The 18,960-nt window shown below is 66.4% G+C and carries 18 protein-coding genes; 6 read left to right on the plus strand and 12 right to left on the minus strand.

From position 1 onward, the window contains the following. Nucleotides 1-325: 325 nt before the first annotated feature. The 3 genes from AC1DIO_RS04605 (at nt 326) to AC1DIO_RS04615 (ending at nt 5,180) form a co-directional block, all read left to right on the plus strand. Nucleotides 326-3,055 carry an autotransporter family protein gene (locus AC1DIO_RS04605; RefSeq protein WP_441504654.1) on the plus strand — a complete coding sequence of 910 codons (2,730 nt, stop codon included), beginning with the start codon at nt 326-328 and terminating at the stop codon, nt 3,053-3,055. 38 nt (nt 3,056-3,093) lie between these two features. Then, the gene (locus tag AC1DIO_RS04610; protein ID WP_476853164.1) at nt 3,094-4,224 is read left to right on the plus strand and encodes a linear amide C-N hydrolase; all 1,131 of its coding nucleotides are present in this window, start codon (nt 3,094-3,096) and stop codon (nt 4,222-4,224) included. Nucleotides 4,225-4,391: 167 nt separating this feature from the next. Beyond that, entirely contained in the window at nt 4,392-5,180 is a 789-nt protein-coding gene (locus tag AC1DIO_RS04615) for a hypothetical protein (RefSeq protein WP_476853165.1), read from the plus strand. A 23-nt stretch (nt 5,181-5,203) separates the two neighbouring features. Here the strand turns inward: AC1DIO_RS04615 and AC1DIO_RS04620 are convergent, their stop codons facing one another. The 6 genes from AC1DIO_RS04620 to AC1DIO_RS04645 form a co-directional block, all read right to left on the minus strand. Beyond that, nucleotides 5,204-6,049 (minus strand): inositol monophosphatase family protein, encoded by an 846-nt coding sequence (locus AC1DIO_RS04620; RefSeq protein WP_441504657.1) that lies wholly within the window; start codon nt 6,047-6,049, stop codon nt 5,204-5,206. Nucleotides 6,050-6,145: 96 nt separating this feature from the next. Continuing rightward, entirely contained in the window at nt 6,146-6,949 is an 804-nt protein-coding gene (locus AC1DIO_RS04625) for an inositol monophosphatase family protein (RefSeq protein WP_441504658.1), read from the minus strand. Continuing rightward, the gene (locus AC1DIO_RS04630; protein ID WP_441504659.1) at nt 6,939-7,667 is read right to left on the minus strand and encodes an ABC transporter permease; all 729 of its coding nucleotides are present in this window, start codon (nt 7,665-7,667) and stop codon (nt 6,939-6,941) included. The genes AC1DIO_RS04625 and AC1DIO_RS04630 overlap by 11 nt, the downstream gene beginning before the upstream one ends. 2 nt (nt 7,668-7,669) lie before the next feature. Continuing rightward, nucleotides 7,670-8,368, minus strand: a complete 699-nt coding sequence (locus tag AC1DIO_RS04635; protein ID WP_476853166.1) for an ABC transporter permease — start codon at nt 8,366-8,368, stop codon at nt 7,670-7,672. An 88-nt stretch (nt 8,369-8,456) separates the two neighbouring features. After that, entirely contained in the window at nt 8,457-9,269 is an 813-nt protein-coding gene (locus AC1DIO_RS04640; protein ID WP_476853167.1) for a transporter substrate-binding domain-containing protein, read from the minus strand. Next, entirely contained in the window at nt 9,266-10,042 is a 777-nt protein-coding gene (locus AC1DIO_RS04645; protein WP_441504662.1) for an ABC transporter ATP-binding protein, read from the minus strand. Before AC1DIO_RS04645 ends, AC1DIO_RS04640 begins: the two co-directional genes overlap by 4 nt. Nucleotides 10,043-10,264: 222 nt before the next feature. On the opposite strand from AC1DIO_RS04645, the gene pdxR reads away from it, so the two are divergent. The 3 genes from pdxR (at nt 10,265) to AC1DIO_RS04660 (ending at nt 13,613) form a co-directional block, all read left to right on the plus strand. After that, entirely contained in the window at nt 10,265-11,746 is a 1,482-nt protein-coding gene (gene pdxR, locus AC1DIO_RS04650; protein WP_441504663.1) for a MocR-like pyridoxine biosynthesis transcription factor PdxR, read from the plus strand. A gap of 70 nt (nt 11,747-11,816) precedes the next feature. After that, entirely contained in the window at nt 11,817-12,611 is a 795-nt protein-coding gene (locus AC1DIO_RS04655) for a 2-keto-4-pentenoate hydratase (RefSeq protein WP_441504664.1), read from the plus strand. Nucleotides 12,612-12,701: 90 nt separating this feature from the next. Beyond that, nucleotides 12,702-13,613 (plus strand): aminoglycoside phosphotransferase family protein, encoded by a 912-nt coding sequence (locus AC1DIO_RS04660; RefSeq protein ID WP_476853168.1) that lies wholly within the window; start codon nt 12,702-12,704, stop codon nt 13,611-13,613. A gap of 41 nt (nt 13,614-13,654) precedes the next feature. On the opposite strand, the gene hpaR is transcribed toward AC1DIO_RS04660, so the two are convergent. The 6 genes from hpaR to AC1DIO_RS04690 all read right to left on the minus strand — a co-directional run bounded on the left by hpaR (nt 13,655) and on the right by AC1DIO_RS04690 (nt 18,953). Then, nucleotides 13,655-14,194, minus strand: coding sequence for a homoprotocatechuate degradation operon regulator HpaR (hpaR, locus tag AC1DIO_RS04665; RefSeq protein ID WP_476853169.1), 540 nt, complete (start codon nt 14,192-14,194; stop codon nt 13,655-13,657). Nucleotides 14,195-14,258: 64 nt separating this feature from the next. Further along, nucleotides 14,259-14,672, minus strand: a complete 414-nt coding sequence (locus tag AC1DIO_RS04670; protein WP_441488564.1) for a 5-carboxymethyl-2-hydroxymuconate Delta-isomerase — start codon at nt 14,670-14,672, stop codon at nt 14,259-14,261. Between the two features lie 20 nt (nt 14,673-14,692). Then, a complete protein-coding gene (locus AC1DIO_RS04675; RefSeq protein WP_476853170.1) occupies nt 14,693-15,853 on the minus strand; it encodes a pyridoxal-phosphate-dependent aminotransferase family protein in 1,161 nt (386 codons plus the stop codon). A 48-nt stretch (nt 15,854-15,901) separates the two neighbouring features. After that, nucleotides 15,902-16,639: an amino acid ABC transporter ATP-binding protein gene (locus tag AC1DIO_RS04680; protein ID WP_441488566.1), complete on the minus strand. Its 738-nt coding sequence runs from the start codon at nt 16,637-16,639 to the stop codon at nt 15,902-15,904. Nucleotides 16,640-16,659: 20 nt separating this feature from the next. Next, nucleotides 16,660-17,772 (minus strand): amino acid ABC transporter permease, encoded by a 1,113-nt coding sequence (locus AC1DIO_RS04685; RefSeq protein WP_441488567.1) that lies wholly within the window; start codon nt 17,770-17,772, stop codon nt 16,660-16,662. Further along, nucleotides 17,769-18,953: an amino acid ABC transporter permease gene (locus AC1DIO_RS04690; protein ID WP_441488568.1), complete on the minus strand. Its 1,185-nt coding sequence runs from the start codon at nt 18,951-18,953 to the stop codon at nt 17,769-17,771. Before AC1DIO_RS04690 ends, AC1DIO_RS04685 begins: the two co-directional genes overlap by 4 nt. Nucleotides 18,954-18,960 lie beyond the last annotated feature (7 nt).

The raw sequence follows: 18,960 nt of genomic DNA on the forward strand, positions 1-18,960 counted from the left end.
AAGATCGGAACTTGCCCCGCACGTTCGGAACCTGCCCGATCACTCCTAGGGTGATTTGCCTGGTGGAACCAATGCCGCCGACGCAGGGGCATAGGCCGTCCCAGGACGAGACGACGTCCGGACGATTGAGACGCAGCGTCATCACAAATGAGACGCAGCGCTACAGGCGGGCGCTCGCGAATATGCGATCCTGGCAGCGCGGCGGCACTGCTGGGGGGCATGTTGCGCAGCCTTGCGGCTGCGTGCGCCGCCTTCGGCACCTGACAGCAACGCCCCCGACATCACAGCGCTCCGGGGGATGAGGCCCCCGGCTTCGGAGTGGCCTATGCCTATCGAATTGACCATCCAGCCATCGGGAATCATGTCTGGACATTCCGCATTGCCGGGGCTCAAGCGGAGTGCCAGCGCAACGGCGATCATTCTCGCGCTGACGGCGGCCTCGGCGGCTTCGGCAGCGGATTATCACTACGTTGCGTCCAGCGACGCCCTGTGGGGTCAGTTTGGAGGCACCCAGTGGGGCGTCGGCATACCAGGCCCCAACGACCGGGCGATCTTCGACCTGGCGGGAACCGGATCCACCTACACCTGGGGCAGCGCACGCAGTGTCGGACAGATCGTGTTCCTGGCTCCCTATACCGGGTTTGGCTTCGTCAATACCCCAGTGTCGACGAACGGTCTCGTCAGTATCGGCGGTATCGACGGGCTGGGCGTGGTCAGCCAGGTCAATCAGGCGATCACGCTCAGCGAGAGGATTACGCTGACAGGCAGCCAGGAATGGCGGATCGACAGCCAGAGCGGCAGCATCAGCCAGCTTTCCAAATCCGGGGCGGCCGCCCTCAATCTCGGCGCGCAGACCCTGACGCTGAACCCGGTGCAGAGCGGCAATGCCTTCTACCTGAACAACCCGATCTCCGGCACGGGCGGCCTCGTCGTGACCGGCGCCGGCACGGTCTATCTCATCGCAGCCAACACCTATTCTGGCGGGACGGTCCTCAACGGCGGCACGCTGTCGATGTCCTCGGACGCCAATCTCGGCAGTGTCGCGGGAGCACTGTCCATCAATGGTGGCGTGCTGCAGATCACCGGCACCGGCTTCAACAGCACCGGGCGCACCATCAACTGGGGCGCCAATGGCGGCGGCTTCGACATCGCCGATGCCAGCAACAATTTTGCCGTCGGCCAGGCGCTCGGTGGCGGGCCACTCACCAAGCTCGGGGCCGGCTCGCTGACGCTGACCGGAGCCAACAGCTTTACGGGCGCGACGACGATCCAGTCGGGCAGGCTCGCCCTCACCGGTGCGGGCAGCATCGCCGCGTCCAGCGGCGTGCGCAACAACGGCGTGTTCGACATCTCCGGAACCGCGGCCGGCGCCTCGATCAGGACGCTTTCGGGCAGCGGCGTGGTCGCGACCGGGGCGCAGACTCTGACCCTGACCGCCGCCGCCGACACGTTCGCCGGCCGCTTCGAGGGAACGGGAGCGCTGGTTCTCGCCGCTGGCCACGCAAACCTCACGGGCGACAGCTCGGGCTTCGGCGGCGCCACCACGATCCAGGCAGGCGCGCTCTCGGTGAATGGCATCCTCGGCGGCACGCTGGCGGTGCAGGGCGGCCGGCTGCAGGGCATCGGCACGGTCGGCACCACGATGAACGCAGCCGGCGGCACGATCGCGCCCGGTAACTCGATCGGCACGCTGACCATCAATGGCAATTATCGCGGCAATGGCGGCAGGCTCGAGATCGAGACGGTGCTCGGCGGCGATGCCTCGCCTTCCGACCGGCTGGTCATCACCGGCAGCAGCGCCGGATCGACGCTGGTCAACGTGCTGAACCAGGGCGGGACTGGCGCACCGACCGTCGAGGGCATCAAGATCGTCGATGTCGGCGGCGCCTCGAATGGCAGCTTCACCCTCGCCAATGGCGACTATGCCTTCCAGGGGCAGCCCGCCCTGATTGCAGGCGCCTACGCCTATACGCTGCAGCACAACGGCGTCAGCACGCCCAACGACGGCGATTGGTATCTGCGCTCGGCCTATGTCCCGCCGGCAGCCGCGGCGGCGCCAGTCGGCAGCCCGGCGCGCACCGTGCCGATCCTGCAGCCCGGCGTGCCGGTCTACGAGGCCTATGGCCAGGTGCTGCAAAGCCTGAACGGCCTGCCGACGCTGCGCCAGCGCGTCGGCGACCGCATGCATGGCGACGGCACGGCCCCGGCGGGTACGCCCGAGAGCCAGGCGATCTGGGCCCGGATCGAGGGCGCCCATAGCCGGATCACGCCCAGGCTCTCGACCAGCGGCACCTCCTACGAGATCGACAGCTGGCGGCTCCAGGCCGGGCTCGAGGGACAGCTTCTGGCGAACGGCGCCGGCACGCTGGTCGGCGGCCTGACCGCGCATCACGGCGGGGCCACGGCCGATATCGCCTCGGTCTTCGGCCGCGGCAAGATTGCGACCAGCGGCACCGGCTTTGGCGGCACGCTGACCTGGTATGGCGAGAGCGGGCTCTATGCCGATGCCCAGGCCCAGGCGAGCTGGTTCGACAGCGATCTCAGCTCGACCACGCTCGGGCGCCGGCTCGCCGACGGCACGGGCGGGTTCGGCTATGCCTTCGGCCTGGAGCTCGGCCAGCGGATCGCGCTGAACGGCGCCTGGTCGCTGACGCCGCAGGCGCAACTGATCTATTCCAGGGTCACTGGCGACAGCTTTACCGATCCGTTCGGCGCCCGCGTCTCGCTCGGGGATGGCGACAGCCTGAAGGGCCGCCTCGGGCTCGCGGCGGACTATCGCAGCATCTGGCGCGACAGCGCCGGACAGCTCGTCAGCACCACGCTCTACGGCATCGCCAACCTCTCCTACGAGTTCCTCGACGACACCACGGCCAGCGTCGCCGGCACGCGCTTCAGCAGCGCCGAGGAGCGGCTCTGGGGCGGGGTCGGCCTCGGCGCGAAATATGATTGGGGCCGCTACTCGCTCTATGGCGAAGCCTCCGTCAGGACGAGCCTCGCCCAGTTCGCCGACAGCCACGAACTCAGCGGACGCGCCGGCTTCCGCATGAGCTGGTGAGCCCTCCCCTGAACTAAACGAACCCGAGAGGAGGACCCATGCTTCTTCGTGCATCGTCCCCATGGCACCACGCCAAGCGCGCCGCAGCCGCCACACTGGTCGCGGCGATGCTGGCGACACCCCAGTCCGTGCTCGCCTGCACGAGCTTCCTGATCCGGACGACCGATGACGGCGCCGTCTATGGCCGCACCATGGAGTTCGGGTTCGAGCTCGAGTCGCGCGCGATGGTGATCCCGCGCAACTACAAGCTGGCTTCGACCGGGCCGGGCGGAAAACCGGCGATGAGCTGGACCGGCAAATATGCGGCCGTCGGGCTCAATGCGCTCGGCGTCTCCGCCCTGGTCGACGGCATGAACGAGAAGGGCCTCTCCGGCGGCATTCTCTATTTCCCGGATTATGCCGGCTACGCCGACCCGGCGAAGACCGACCCGGCCAAATCCCTCGCGCCATGGGACCTGCTCACCTGGGCTCTGACCAGTTTCGCGACGGTCGCAGAGGTCAAGGCGGCGATCGGCGACGTCGCCGTCATCCATGTCGTGCAGGAGGCGATGAAGATCGCGCCGCCAGTGCATTACACCTTGCACGATGCCTCCGGGGCCTCGCTGGTGATCGAGCCGGTCGATGGCAAGCTCAAGGTCTATGACAACCCGCTCGGCGTGATGACCAACGCGCCATCCTTCGACTGGCACCTCACCAATCTCAGGAATTATGTGAAGCTGTCGCCCGTCAACGCGCCGCCGCTGAAGGTCGGCGAGCAGTCCTTCGCGCCGCTCGGCCAGGGCTCGGGCATGCTCGGCATTCCCGGAGATMCGACGCCGCCATCGCGTTTCCTGCGGGCGCTCGGCTATACGATGTCCGTCGAACGCAAGCCGAGCGGCCCGGAAAGCGTCCGGCTGGCAGAGCATATCGTCAATAATTTCGATATTCCGAAGGGCTGGATCAGGCTGCAAGACAAGGGCCAGGGAGACAAGCCCAGGGAGCCGCTGGAATACACGCAATGGTCGACGGTGGCCGACCTCGTGAACCGGGTCTACTACGTCAAGACCTATGAGGATCCGGTCCTGCGCGGCATCGACCTGAAGAGCTTCGACCTCGACGCCAAGACGATCGTCAGCGCGGCGCTGGTGCCGGCGATGACGCCTCCCGCCCTGCCTTTCGCCAAACCCTGATCAGTGATCGCGTCCAGCCAGACGCCGGCGGCCATGGCCGTCCGGCCGCCTTGCCGCGGCGCACAGCCTTCATCCGCATCTCATCGATATCGCCAGGGCCGGGGGGCCACAGCACCATGACGTCAGCGACATCCGGCAAGCGGCATCGCTCCCGCCGGACCAGAGCCATGATCGGCGCGGCCGCCCTGCTTGCGGCGGCGGCGCCTGCTGCGGCAGCCGATCTCACCCMTGTCCGCATCGCGCAGGCAGGCGCCCCCCTCGCCCAGAGCGACTGGTCGGTCACCCTCAGCCCCTATCTCTGGGCGGCCTCGCTCAACGGGGATGCGGCCGTGCTCGGGATACACCGGCATGTCGACGTCCCGTTCCGCGACACCCTGAAGAATCTCGACCTCGGGCTGATGGGCAATCTCGAGATCCGCCGCGGCGCCTTCGGCGCCTATGTCAATGGCGAGTATGTCGATGTCTCCAGCGACGAAAAGATTGCCTCCCTCAACATCGGCACCGGCATGAAGTCCTATCTGGTCAGCGCCGGCGTGTTCTACCGCGTCTATCAGTCCGAACTCGGCGGCAATACCGTGTTCGGCGCACCCCGCGTCTTTGCACTGGAACCGACGGCGGGCGCCCGCTGGACGCGCCTGACGGGCCGCATCCGGGTCGCCGGGCTGCATGTTTCCGACAGCGAGAGCTGGCTCGACCCCTTCGTGGGGGCGAGGCTGAATCTCGACCTGACCGACCGCTGGAACCTCTTCATGGAAGGCGATGCCGGCGGCTTCGGCGTCGGCTCGCGGCTGAGCCTCAACGGACAGGCGCTTCTCGGCTACCGCACCACGCTGGCGGGCTACAAGACCATGGTTCGCACCGGCTACCGCGTCCTGCACCAGGACTACCGGGATGGCGGCTTCCAGTGGAAGGTCACTCAGCACGGGCCGATCATCGGTGCGTCGATCGAGTTCTGAGGCCCCAAGGACCGCCAAGCACGCTATCGCGGGCGGGCCTCGCAAATAGCGTTCGTGGCAGAGGCGGTCCGGAAGATGTCGATGAAGAGGCTGTGAAACTGGCGCGGGGCGACGACAAGGCTGCGGCAGTGCAGCGGGTCGCCCTCGCCATCGATTTCCGTCGCGATGCAGCCGGCTTCGCGGGCGATGATCACGCCCGCAGCGAGGTCCCAGAGATCGAGCTTGGCGCCCGAGGTCCAGAACCCGTCGAAGCGCCCTTCTGCGACGTAGGCGATCTCGAGGGCGGCGGAGCCCGGACTCCTGATCCCTGAAACCTGCGGCATGATGGCTGCCATTTCACGCGCGGCTTTTTCCGTGTCGCCCTTGCCATGATAGGGGAAACAGGTGCCGACGACGGCATGGGCGAGCGAGTTGCGCTTCGAGCCCGTGAGGCGCTGGTCGCCGAGAAAGGCGCCCTCTCCTTTCGCGGCCCAGAACATGTCGTGGCTGAGCGGATGATAGGTGACGCCCGCTGTCACCTCGTCGCCCTCCATCAGGGCGAGCGACACGGAAAACTGCGGGATGCCGTGCAGGAAGTTGTTGGTGCCGTCGAGGGGATCGATGACGATCCTGCGACCGTCACTGGCGCCTGGGGATGCGCCGCTCTCTTCGCCGAGCACCGCGATATCGGGCAGCGTGTCCCCGAGATGCGCGATGATCAGCCGTTCGGATTCGATATCCGCGGCAGAGACGAAATCCGACGGCCCCTTCTCCAGGATCGGCAGGGCGGCGAGGCGGGCGAAATTCCCGGCGAGCGATGCGCCGCCGATCCGGGCAGCCTCCTTCATGCACTCGACGATATGGCTCCTGGAACGCGTGCGGTCATGCATGGCGAAGTCTCGACTGGGGATTGTGAGTGCTGCGCCCGGTGCGGCTGCGTGAGCCCTGGCCGAACACAGGTTTGGAATGCGGCATCGCTCGCTGTGTCAGGCGGCCGGCAGGGTTCGGTGCGAGGGTGCGATCCGGCCCAACGCGGCTGCGTGCAGGGCGGAGTTTGCCGCGGCCAGACAATGCCCGCCCGAGCGGATCGTCAGCGGCGCGCCGTCCCAATCCGTCATGACGCCGCCGGCATGGGTGATCACGGCGACATGGGCGAGGTAGTCATGCGGATTCTCGAAGCGGTCGATGGCGATGTCGATCGCCCCGGAGGCCAGCCGTCCATAGGAATAGCAACTGCCGCCATAGACGCACCAATGGACGGAGGAGCGCAGGGCCTTGAAGGTCGGCAGGCTGTCCTCGTCATAGAGTTCGATATTGCTCGTCGACATCACCGCTTCCGACAGGAGGCGCCGGCCCGAGGTCGTGACGCGCGCGCCGTTCAGCGTCGTCGGAAAGCCCTCCGCGCCGACCCAGCGTTCCCGTGTCATCGGCTGGTCGATGACACCGAGGATCGGGACGCCACGATGGGTCAGAGCGACGAGCGTGCCGAAGACCGGGATGCCGGCGACGAAGGCCTTGGTTCCGTCGATCGGGTCGATGACCCAGACAAAATCCTCGTCCATTCCCTGCGAACCGAACTCCTCGCCGAGGATGCCATGGCCGGGATAGGCCGCTTCGATGCGGCGGCGGATCTCGGTCTCGGCGCGCCGGTCGATCTCGGTGACGGGGCTGTCGTCGCCCTTGGGGATGAAGGCGTTGTTGTGCCTTGCCGCCTCGCGGATGATCTCGCCGCTCGCCTCGACCAGCTCCTGGGCGAAGGCAATGAAATTCCTGATGTCGCTAGTCGGCATGTCTGACCTGTCCGGGGATCGCTGCGCGGCTCTTGAGCGGGCGCTGGTGCTTGCTGAGGCTGTATTCGGCGAATTTGAAGCAACGCGTGATGACGAGCGTGATCGAGAGATAGATCAGCGCAGCCATGATGAAGATCTCATAGGGCGAGAACGTATCGGCCACGATGGTATTGGCCACGCCGGTCAGCTCCATCAGCGTGATCGTGCTGGCAAGCGAGGTGCCCTTCAACATGCCGATAGCCTGGTTGCTATAGGCCGGCAGCATCAGCCGCAGCGCGATCGGCAGCACGATCAGCCGCTGGACCTGGAAGGCCGACATGCCGCAGGCGCGCGCCGCCTCGATCTCGCCGGCCGGCACGGCCTGGATCGCGCCGCGCAGGATATTCGCGGTATAGGCGGCGGAATGCAGGGCACAGGCCAGCAGGGCGCAGATGAAGGGCTTGCGCAGATACGGCCAGAGAAAGCTTTCGCGCACGAACTCGAACTGCGCGAGCCCGTAATAGACGATGAAGATCTGGACGAGCAGCGGCGTGCCGCGAAAGAAATAGACGAAGCAATAGATCGGCGCCCGTACCCCCCTGCTGCCATTCGCGTAGAGAATGCCGAGCGGCAGAGCGAGCACGAAGCCGATGATCTCGGTCAGCAGCAGAAGCTGCAGGGTGACGACCGCGCCTTCGAGCAGGCGCGGGATGCTCTCGATCATGAGCGAGATGTCCATGATCAGACCCTCCGCACGCCGCGGTTCGCGCGGGTCTCGAGACATTCGATGATGAGGGAATTGATGATGGTCAGCGTGAGATAGATGACCGCCGCGAGCAGGTAGAAATGGAACGGGCTGCGCGTCACCGAGGTGGCGAGATAGCTGACGCGCATCAACTCCTCGAGGCCGACGACCGAGATCAGCGAGGTGTTCTTGATCAGCGAGATCCAGATATTGCCGAGGCTCGGCAGGGCGTAGCGCCACATCAGCGGCATGCKGATATGGATGAACAGCGTCAGCGGCGACATGCCGAAGGCCTTCGCCGCCTCGATCTGACCCGGCGGGATGGCGAGAAAAGCGCCCCGGAAGATTTCGGCCGCATAGGCGCCGAAGACGAGGCTGAGCGCGAACACGCCGGCCGCCATCGCCGGGATCTCGACATAGACCTCCGGTCCCGCGATCCAGCGCAGCATCGCCGAGAGCGCAACCGTGCTGCCGAAATAGACCAGCAGGATGATGAGCAGTTCGGGCGTCCCGCGGACGCAGGTCGTGTAGAAATCACCCGCCGCGCGCAGGAACCGCGACGAGGAGAGCTTGGCGAGCGCAACCGCCAAGCCGATCGCGAGGCCCGCCAGCAGCGACAGGAACGCGACCTGGAGCGTGACCATCGTGCCCCAGAAGAGCTGCGTTCCCCAGCCCTGGAAGAGGTCTGCCGTCATGAATCGGTCCTGTCGGGGCGGAGGTCGCGCTGGGCCTTGTCAGCCGCGCGGGCGATGCCGGGCGGCGGCTAGCGCCGCCCGGAGAGCGTCACTGAGTCCAGACGCTGGGGAGCACCGTGAACTTCCAGTACTTCTGGTTGATCGCCTTGAAGGTCCCGTCGGCGAACATGCCCTTCAGCGCATTGTTGACCTTGTCGAGCAGTTCAGGCTCGTTTTTGCGCAGTCCGACGCCGACGCCGGGGCCGAAATATTTGATGTTCTCGAGTTCAGGGCCGATATACTTGAAGTTCTTGCCCTGGGCGTCCTCGAAGAAGCCCTCCATCTTGATCGGCCCGGCCATGATCAGGTCGACGCGGCCGGAGACGAGGTCGAGGAGCAGGGTCTCGTAGTTCTCGTAGCGCGAGATCTGCACGCCGGGGAACAGTTCGGTGAAATAGCGGTCATAGGTGCTGGAGCGGATCAGCCCGACGACCTTGCCGTCGAGGGCCTTGGGATTGGGCTGCCCCTCGGCGGTGACGGGCGCGAGCGTGGACGATTTCGGGCCAACGAACCGGCCGGTCGACGAGCGGTAGGGGATGCTGAAATCGATGCTCTTCTGGCGCGCTTCGGTGATCGAAAGGCTCGCGAGGATGAGATCGAATTTGCGCGCCGTCAGGGCCGGGAGCGCACCATCGAGCGACTGGCAGACGAATTTGAGGTCGAACCCTTCACGCTTGCCGATCTCACGGGCGATATCGACGTCAAAACCCGCCAGTTCGCCGCTGGCGGTGCGGTAGTTGAAGGGTGGATTGGTGCAGTCGGTGCCGATCTTCACCTCGCGGGCGAAGGCGGTGCCGGCCAGCAGCAGCGCTGCGCCCGACAGGAGGGCGAGAGCGGTCTTTCTMATGGTTCTTCTCCTCAAAGAACGCGCTGCAGAAAGCGCCTGCACCGTTCCGACATCGGGTTGCCGAAGATCTGATCGGGGCTGTTGCGCTCCTCGATCTTGCCCTCGTGAAGGAAGAGCACCTCGTTCGAGACCTCGCGGGCGAACGCCATTTCATGGGTCACGACGATCATGGTCCGCCCCTCCTCCGCGAGAACGCGCATGACGCGCAGCACCTCGCCGACGAGCTCGGGGTCGAGCGCCGAGGTCGGCTCGTCGAAGAGCAGCAGCTTGGGCTCCATCGCCAGGGCGCGGGCGATGGCGCAGCGCTGCTGCTGGCCGCCGGAAATATGAGCGGGGTAATGATAGCGCTTGTCGAACAGCCCGACCTTCGCCAGCAGCGCCTCGGCACGTTCGATCGCCTCGGCCTTCGCAACGCCCAGCACCTTGATCGGCGCGATCGTAACGTTCTCGAGCACGGTCAGGTGGCTCCACAGGTTGAAGCTCTGGAACACCATGCCCATCCGGCTGCGGATTCGGCTGATCTGCCTGGCGTTCAGCACCGGCGGGCGGTCTCCGCTGCGCTGGAGCTTGATCTCCTCGCCCTCGAAGGAGATCGTGCCGGATTCCGGGGTCTCCAGCAGATTGATGCAGCGCAGGAAGGTGCTTTTGCCCGAACCGCTGGCGCCGATCATGCAGATCACGTCCCGTTCGCGGGCCGCGAGGCTGACACCCTTGAGAACGGGAAAGTCGCCATAGCTCTTGTGGATGACGTCCGCGGTGAGGACGGTCTTCGCCTCCGGTCGAGACACGTGATCCTCCCCTTTGCATTGCTGGATCGGCTCTGTCCGACCTCGATTGGCAGGGACGGTATCGGCGGCTCCTGGCCGCCTCAAGTACCAATTTTTCCAAATGGTACAGACCAATTGCGCCGAGCCGCTTGACCCTGCCGCCTGCGGGCGGCTCAATCCGACCCGGTGAAGGGTGAGGTGGCGACGCGCACGCTTTCGGCCTCGCGAAGGGTGCAACAGGACATGAATTCGGCCTTCAACTATCCGTTCTGGAATGCGCTGGCGCTGGAGCGGGACGGGCCGGAACCGCTCTACGACCAGATCGCGGGGCAGCTCCGTGCGATGGTCGTGGCCGGCGCCATCCCCCGCGGAGCACGGCTGCCACCGCAGCGAAAGCTCTCGGACGAACTCGATGTCTCCCGCTCGACGATCGTGCTCGCCTATGCCCGCCTGAAGAACGAGGGCTATGCGCATGGCCGCACCGGCGCTGGGACCTATATCGAGACCGACCTGCCGGAGGATCTGCACCGCCGCCTGGACGCCCCGGCCCCAGCCGGGCCGCCGCGGCAGCCGCGCATCCTGGCAAGGCGTGGCAGCGCGCTGATGGGCCTGCCGCTCCCGAGCGAGCGTGAGCTCGGCTACGATCTCAGCCCCCTGCTCCCGGCGCTCGACGAATTGCCGTTCAGCGACATCCGCCGCAGCACCGCCGAATACTGGGGCTCTGAGCCCTGGCCCCAGTTCAGCTTCAGCGAGCGCCTCGGGCTCCCGGCCCTGCGTCAGCAGATCGCCAAATATCTCGGCGAATACGAGGGCGTGCCCTGCGCGGCCGAGCAGATCGCGGTCGTCGCCAGCACGACACAGGCCTTCATCCTTCTCGCCCAGCTGCTGCTCGACCCAGGCGACGGCGTCATCGTCGAGGATCCGGGCTATCCGACCCGGGTCGCCGCGCTCGTGGCGAATGGTGCCCGCGTCCTGCCGCATGCGGTCGATCATGACGGGCTCTGCGTCGATCGCTTCAGCGCGGAGACTGAGACCGCCCGGATGGTGATCGCCTCGCCGACCAATCAGTTTCCCTACGGCTCGACGATGCCGATGGCGCGCCGGCTTTCGCTGCTGGCCTGGGCCCGCGCACGGGACGCCTGGGTGATCGAGTATGATTACAGCAGCCCGATCGGCATCAACCGCCAGCCCCTGGCTTCCCTGCTGTCGCTCGATACCGACCAGCGCGTCATCTTCATCGGCAACATCAACCGGATCTTCTCCCCGTCGCTCGGCCTGACCTATCTGGTCCTGCCCCCCGATCTGGTCGAGCTGTTCTACCGGGCCAAGCTGGTCTTCTCCTGCTATCTGCCGCCGCCGCTGCAGCAGATGGTGGCCGATATCATGGGCCGGGGCGTGCTGGCCCGGCATGTCAGGCGGATGCGGCTTCTGTATCGCGAGCGGGCGGCCATCCTCGTCGGAGCCCTGCGTGAGGCGCTCAGCGATCGGCTGGTCATTCCCGAGGTGACGGCGGGGTTGCATCTGACCGCCCATGCGCGCGGCCCGCTCGACGACCGCGCGGTCACCGATGCCGCCCGGCAGCGCGGCATCGATGTGCCGGCCCTGTCCCGCTACCGGCTGCAGAGCCAGGAGGCGACGGGGTTCATCTTCGGCTTCGGCAATACCGCGCCCGAGCGCATTCCGCCGGCGGTGCGGCGCTTTGCCGAGATCGTGGCGGCGACCTAGCGTGGCCGTGGCGAAGAATTTGAAATTTGACGCCGGGGCTCGAAGAAGCACCGGCCTGGGGGAGAACGAGATGATCGATGAGAATGGATTGGCGCAGCGCTTGATGCGCGAGCACGAGGAACAGGTGCGCTTCCGCCCGTTCGCGGCGGCGAGCGGCATCGCTTCGCTCGAGGACGCCTACAGGGTGCAGGACCGCTATGTCTCGCTGCTGCAAACCCGGTTCGGTGACGGGATCGGCTACAAGATCGGCCTGACCTCGCAGCGCATGCAGACGATGTGCGGCATCGACCAGCCGATCGCCGGGGTCGTCCTGGCCGACCGGCTGCACCATTCCGGCGCGAAGGTCGCAATCTCCGGCTATGGGCGGATCGGTCTCGAATTCGAGATCGCCGTGCGCCTAGCGAACGATCTTCCCGTCGGCGGCCCCGCCTTCACGCCCGAAACCGTCGCTGCCCATGTCGGCGGCGTCTGCGCCGCAATCGAGATCGTCGACGACCGCGCCGCCGACTATGCCGAGCTCGACGTGCTCTCGCTCGTCGCCGACAATTCCTGGAACGGCGGCATCGTCCTCTCCGAATTCCGCAGCGCATGGCCCGCGCTGGATGCGGTCACCGGCGTGGTCCACCGCAATGGCGTCGAGATCGACCGCGGCCACGGACGGGACGTGCTCGGCCACCCCTTCTCGCCCCTGGCCTGGCTGGCGAATGCGCTGGCGGCCAAGGGCCGGACGCTACGTGCCGGCGATGTGGTCATGACCGGCAGCCTGGTCACCACCCGCTTTCCGACCGAGACGGAAACCTACACTTTCGCGTTGGACGGCATCGGAGCCGTCGAACTCACTGTCGAAGCCGGCAAACCTGGCTGAAACAGGTTTGCTCCCGCCCCCTCTCCTTGCAGGCGTTTGTACCGTCGTGGCTGACTGGAAAGCCCCCGGTGCAGACTGTAAGCAAGAGCCATGGCGCAGCAGGACCATKATCTCTGTGTCCCGATCGATGCCGGACTTGTTCGACGATTGATCGCCGCACAATTCCCCGCATGGGCTGACCTGCCCATCGAGCCAATCGAGCCGGGCGGCTGGGACAATCGTACCTTTCGTCTGGGCGATCAGATGTCGGTCCGCCTGCCGAGTGCGGCTGCCTATGCGCCTCAGGTCGAAAAGGAGCGCCGCTGGCTGCCAAAGCTGGCGCCTCACCTCCCATTGCCGATCCCCGCGCCACTTGCCCTGGGCGCTCCAGCGGAGGCCTACCCGTGGCCATGGTCCGTCTATCGCTGGCTTGACGGCGAGCCAGCCGCGACCAACCCGATTGCCGATCTCACGCAGTTCGCCCGCTCGCTTGCCGGGTTTCTCGGCGCCCTTCAGCGCATCGACGCGACTGGCGGGCCGGCGGCGGGGCAACATAATTTTCATCGGGGTGGCAGGCTGGCGGTCTATGATGCAGAAGCCCGGGCTGCGCTTGCAGCGCTTGGGTGCCGCACCGACATCGCTGCGGCCGAGAGCGTATGGGCCGCCGCGCTCGGTTCGCAGTGGCGCGGCCCGCCTGTCTGGGTCCATGGCGATATTGCCCTTGGCAACCTGCTCATCAGGAATGGCAAGCTCTTTGCCGTGATCGACTTCGGGAGTTCGGGGGTCGGCGACCCTGCCTGCGACCTCGCGATCGCGTGGACGGAGTTTACCGGAGCGAGCCGCGACATGTTCCGTGCCGCGCTTTCCCTCGACGACGACACCTGGGCCCGCGCCCGCGGCTGGGCCCTGTGGAAGGCGCTGATCACGGTTGCCGGCCACGATCGCAACCAGCGCGATGCGGACAAATCATGGCAGGTGATCGAGCGCGTATTGGCGGACCACCGGCAGTTCGACGGCAAATAGGTGAACCCGAACATCCCCGCCGGGAGCGCGCCTCTCCGGGCTTATCCCGGCCGGCGGTTTGATCCATGGGATCCGCCGCTGTCCAGGCCATCCAGGCAATCTTCGAGCTGCCGAAGCAGGCTTTGCAATTCGGCAAGACGCTCGCTGCCGTAACGTCCCGTGATCTCGCGATAGATCGCCTCGGACTCGACGCCGGCCCGCTCGATCAGCTCAAGACCCAGCGGCGAGATCGAGACGAGCCCCCGGCGCAGATCGGCCTGCGAGGTGCGCCGCAGGATGAGGCCGCGTTCGTCGAGGTCCTTCAGGATGCGCGAAAGACTGGGCGCGAGCAGGAACGTGTCCTCCGCCAGCGCCGTCACCTCGATCGTGTTCACGGCCGTCAGGGCGCGCAGAACGCGCCACTGCTGCTCCGTMATGCCGAAATGCCGAAGGCTGGCACGGAAATGGCGCATCACCGCTTCCCGGGCCCGCAGCAGGGACATCGGCAGGGATTTGGAGAAATGGCGCAGGCGCACGCGCGCTGCCGGCTGCCCGGTTTCGGCAGGCAGGTCCAGGCCCTCGGCTGGCGTCCGGTCGCTCATCAATCCCCCCGCTGCCAGGAATGGCCTGGCCAGCCCCATTTTCCGGCCTGCCGAGTCGCCCTTTTCAGGCCGACATCTTCTCTGGAATACCGCGCTGCTTCAAATACTCGCGGTAATTGCTCGTCTTGAAATTGACCGTCTCATCGGCCTCTTCCATCTGCACGGAAATGCCGAGGGGCCGCGACGCGCTGACCGGGGCGAGCAGCGCCTTCACCGCCTCGAACACCCGGCTGCCCGCCGTCTTGCGGTCGGCCTCGGAGCGCCCGGCCGCGATCCGCAGCAGGACATGCACGAACGCGTTATCGGGGTGACCGTCGACGATGAGATAGTTCGCGACGGGCACGCCGCGCGTGCGCGCCCCGGCGAAGGGGAAGATGCTGCCGTCGCCGATCAGGGCATCCTGCACGGTCTTCAGCAGCGCGGGCACGTCGACGCTGGCTTCGAGATTGGTCGAATACTCGACCCAGATATGAGGCATGGATACGATCCGTTGCTGGATTAGCGGAGGGCGGCAGCGGCGGCAGTGATGCCGGCACCGACTGAGGGGACGGGGTGACCGAGCGCAACAAGCGTGCGTTCGAGAAAATGCAGGTCGGTCAGGATATCGGCTTCGCTGATCTGGCCCATCGTGCCGATGCGGATGACCCTGCCGCTCAGCCGGTTGCGCGCACCGGCGATCATCGTGTTGTAGGTCTCGTTGAGGTGCTTGACGATCGCCCCGCCCGTCAGGGGCTCGGGCACCGACGCGACGACAACGGTCTGGGAGGCCACGGCAGGATCACCGAAAGCCGGCAGGCCAAGCGCGACACAGCCGGCGCGGAGCGCGCCCGAGAGCCGCTCGTGCCGCGCGAAGACCTGCGGCAGCCCCTCCTCGTGAATCATCTTCAGCGCCTCGTGCAGGCCAAAGAGCAACGAGACCGGGCAGGTGAAGGCGGTCTCCTGGTTGTCGACGACGGCCAGCGCCTTGCGCATGTCCCAGTAGAAGCGCGGGCAGCGGTCGGTGCGCTCGATGACCTTGCGGGCCTTGTCGCTGACGCTGGCGAGGCCGAGGCCGGGCGGGCACATCAGCGCCTTCTGCGAGCCGGTGACGACGATGTCGACGCCMCACTCGTCCTGGCGCAGCTCCATGCCGCCGAGCCCGCTGATCGAGTCGACGAGGAACAGCGTCTCGCGCTCGCGCAGGAGCGCGCCGATGCCGGCAAGATCGGTCACCGCACCGGTCGAGCTCTCGTTATGGACAGCGATCACGGCGCGGTACTCGGCCTTGTCGAGCTCGGCGGCGACCCGCGCCGGGGTCGGCGCATGCCCCCATTCGCTCTCGATGACGTCGACCTGCGCGCCCAGTGCCCGCGCGATCTGGGCATAGCGCTCGCTGAACTGGCCGTGGACCAGCGCCAGCACTTTCTCGCCGGGAGCGAGAATATTGACGAGGCTCGCCTCCATCACGCCGGTTCCGGAGCTGCCGAAGACCAGCACCGGCGCCTGCGTGCCGAAGAGCGGCTTGATCAGGCGCTGGATCTCGCCCAGCACGACACGCATCTGCGCGCCGCGATGGTTGACGATCGGCAGCGCGGTGGCACTGCGCACGCGCTCGGGGATCGAGATCGGCCCGGGGATGCGCAGGCGATAGGGATAAGCGGCGGAAGGCGTCGTGCTCACGGGGTTCAGGCTCCGGACTGGAATGATGGCTGCGGCTGGGCCGGCCGGTTAGTGAATGACCTGCTGGATGAACTGGCGGGCGCGCTCGGTTCGCGGCGCAGAGAAGAAGGCGTCCGGCGTCCCGACTTCGGCGATGGCGCCGTTATCCATGAAGACGACCCGGTCAGCCACGGCGCGCGCAAAACCCATTTCATGGGTGACGCAGATCATCGTCATGCCGGTGCCGGCGAGCTCGATCATCACGTCCAGGACCTCCTTGACCATCTCGGGATCGAGTGCGGAAGTCGGCTCGTCGAAGAGCATGACGTCCGGTTCCATGGCGAGCGCCCGGGCGATAGCGACGCGCTGCTGCTGGCCGCCCGAGAGCTGGTTCGGGAACTTGCGGGCCTGCTGGCCGATATGGACGCGTTCGAGCAGCTCCATGGCCTGGGCTTCCGCCGCGGCGCGCGGCAGGCGCCTGAGCTTGATCGGGCCGAGCGTCAGGTTGTCGAGGATCGACAGATGCGGGAACAGGTTGAACGACTGGAAGACCATGCCGACGCGCTGCCGGATCTTCTCGATATTGTCGTCGCCCTGAGACACGGTCTCGCCGCCGACCGTGATCCTGCCACCCTCATAGTGCTCGAGGCCGTTGATGCAGCGGATCATCGTCGACTTGCCCGAGCCCGACGGGCCGCAGACCACGATGCGTTCGCCCTGCTTCACCGCAAGGTCGATGCCGCGCAGGACGTGGAACTGCGAGAACCATTTATCGACGTTCTCGAGCCGGATGATGGGATTTTCCATGATTGCAATACCCGATGCGGTCAGGCCCGGTCGGCCCGTGCGAAGCCGCCCTCGATGGCGCGGCTGTAGCAGGACAGCCCAAAGCTCATGAGCCAGAAGACCAGCCCGACGACGAAGTAACCCTCGGCCTGCGAGCCGACCCAGAGCGGGTCCGCGACGCCGGCGGAGACGATGTTGAGCAGGTCGAACAATCCGACGACCATCACCAGCGTCGTGTTCTTGAGCAGCGAGATGGTGGTGTTGACGATGCCGGGCACGACCTTCCGGATCGCCTGGGGCAGGATGATGTAGAGCATCGTGCGCCAGTAGCCGAAGCCGAGCGCCATGGCCGCCTCGTACTGCCCCTTCGGCAGCGCCTGCAGGCCTCCGCGCACCACCTCGGCCATGTAGGCAGCCTCGTAGAAGATGATGCCGACCACGGCGAGCGCGAGCGGATCAGGCTTCATGCCGGAAGGCAGGAAGAAGGGCAGCATCACGATGGCCATGAACAGCACCGTGATGAAGGGCACGCCGCGGCAGAATTCGATGAAGCCGATGCAGAACCAGCGGACCAGCGGCATCTGGCTGCGCCGCCCGAGCGCGAAGAGCGCGCCGAAGGGCAAGGAGAAGCTGATGCCGGAGACGGCAAGGATCAGCGTGAGCAGGAGCCCGCCCCATTTGTCGCTGGGCACCACCGGCAACCCGGCGACCCCGCCATGCAGCAGGACGAAGGTGACGACCGGCAGGACCACCATCATGAACAGGCCGGCATAGCCCTTCCCCGGAATGCGGGGCACCATCAGCCAGGTCAGCCCGGCGATCAGCAGGGCAAAGACGGTATCCGGGCGCCAACGTTCCAGCGGAGGGTAGAAGCCGTAGATGAACTGCGAGGCCTTGGCTGCAACGAAGCCCCAGCAGGCACCGCCCGGCACGCAATCGGCCCGGCTTGCAGCGGTCCAGGTCGCCTTGAACAGCGCCCAGGGCAGGATGGTCCAGGCGATCGCCCCGAGGATGAGGGCGACCGCGAGCGACAGCAACGCGTCGCGCCAGGAGGCGAAGATGCGCCGGCGCAGCCAGAGCGCGATCCGGGCCGGCGCACCGGCATGGGCGGCCGGGCGGCGCGGCGTATCGGAGATGAGGGCGGCTTCGGTCACCGTTCGACGATCCTGGTCATGTGGTTGAACAGGTTGATCAGCGCGCCGATCAGCAGGCTGATCGCGAGATAGACGGCCATGGTCATGCCGACGATCTCGATGGCGCGGCCGGTCTGGTTGATGCTGATGCCGGTGAAGACGCCGACGAGATCGGGATAGCCGATCGCCACCGCGAGCGAGGAGCCCTTGAGGATATTGAGATACTGGTTCGACAGGGGCGGCAGCAGGACGCGCACCGCCTGCGGGATCACGATGAAGCGCAAGGTCCACCACCAGCCGAAGCCGAGCGCGGCCGCGGCTTCGCGCTGGCCCTTGCTCACGGACTCGATGCTGGCGCGTACCAGCTCGCCGATGAAGGCAGCGTTGTAGATCGCCATGGCGAAGACGAGTGCCGTCAGCTCCGGCACCAGGGCCCAGCCGCCGATGAAATTGAACCCTTTGAGCTGCGGCACGGAGACCGAGACCTGCGTGCCTGTCAGCGCGACAGTGAGGACCGGCAGGAGCACGAGCACCGCCAGCGACGGCAACCAGGCGTTCACCGAACGCCCCGTGCGCTCGGCATAGGAGGTCAGGCTGCGGAACAGGGCGAGCGCCGCAACGACTGCAATGAGGATGGCGATGACCAGGAGCCCCGGGCGATCGCTTGTCAGCGCCGGCAGGAAGACGCCGCGGTTCGAGAGATAGACCATGTCGCCGATACCGACGGCGACGCGCGGAGCGGGAAAGGCCCGGAGCGCGACATTGTACCAGATCAGGATATGGAGGAGCTGCGGCAGGTTGCGGACGAGCTCGACATAGATGCGAGCGGCGCGCGACACGGCCCAGTTGCCGGAGAGCTGCGCGATGCCGATGGCGAAGCCCAGGATCGTCGAGAGCACGATGGCGATCGCCGTCACCAGCAGCGTGTTGGTGATGCCAACGAGGAAGACCCGCCAGTAATTGTCGCTCGACGTATACGGGATCAGGTGGAACGCGATCTCGAAGCCCGCCTCCTGCCACAGGAAGTCGAACCCGAGCTTGAGGCCGCGGGCCGCGAGATTGTCGTAGAGGTTGCCGATGGCGACATGGGCCACCCAGGCCAGCGCGACCACGAGCAGCGCCTGGAAGACCCAGCCCATGACGCGGCGGCGTCCCGGCAGCGCAGTACGCTGAGATGATCGAACGGCAGGTGTGGTGGTCATTGTCCGG

The organism is Allobosea sp. 05T439 (assembly GCF_056396005.1).

Excerpts from the sequence above, each read along its gene's own strand:
- AC1DIO_RS04655 (WP_441504664.1), top strand. The coding sequence starts at position 11,817 with ATGATCGATGAGAATGGATTGGCGCAGCGCTTGATGCGCGAGCACGAG.
- AC1DIO_RS04605 (WP_441504654.1), top strand. The coding sequence starts at position 326 with ATGCCTATCGAATTGACCATCCAGCCATCGGGAATCATGTCTGGACAT.
- AC1DIO_RS04680 (WP_441488566.1), bottom strand. The coding sequence starts at position 16,639 with ATGGAAAATCCCATCATCCGGCTCGAGAACGTCGATAAATGGTTCTCG.
- AC1DIO_RS04620 (WP_441504657.1), bottom strand. The coding sequence starts at position 6,049 with ATGCATGACCGCACGCGTTCCAGGAGCCATATCGTCGAGTGCATGAAG.
- AC1DIO_RS04625 (WP_441504658.1), bottom strand. The coding sequence starts at position 6,949 with ATGCCGACTAGCGACATCAGGAATTTCATTGCCTTCGCCCAGGAGCTG.
- AC1DIO_RS04630 (WP_441504659.1), bottom strand. The coding sequence starts at position 7,667 with ATGGACATCTCGCTCATGATCGAGAGCATCCCGCGCCTGCTCGAAGGC.
- pdxR (WP_441504663.1), top strand. The coding sequence starts at position 10,265 with ATGAATTCGGCCTTCAACTATCCGTTCTGGAATGCGCTGGCGCTGGAG.
- AC1DIO_RS04670 (WP_441488564.1), bottom strand. The coding sequence starts at position 14,672 with ATGCCTCATATCTGGGTCGAGTATTCGACCAATCTCGAAGCCAGCGTC.
- AC1DIO_RS04690 (WP_441488568.1), bottom strand. The coding sequence starts at position 18,953 with ATGACCACCACACCTGCCGTTCGATCATCTCAGCGTACTGCGCTGCCG.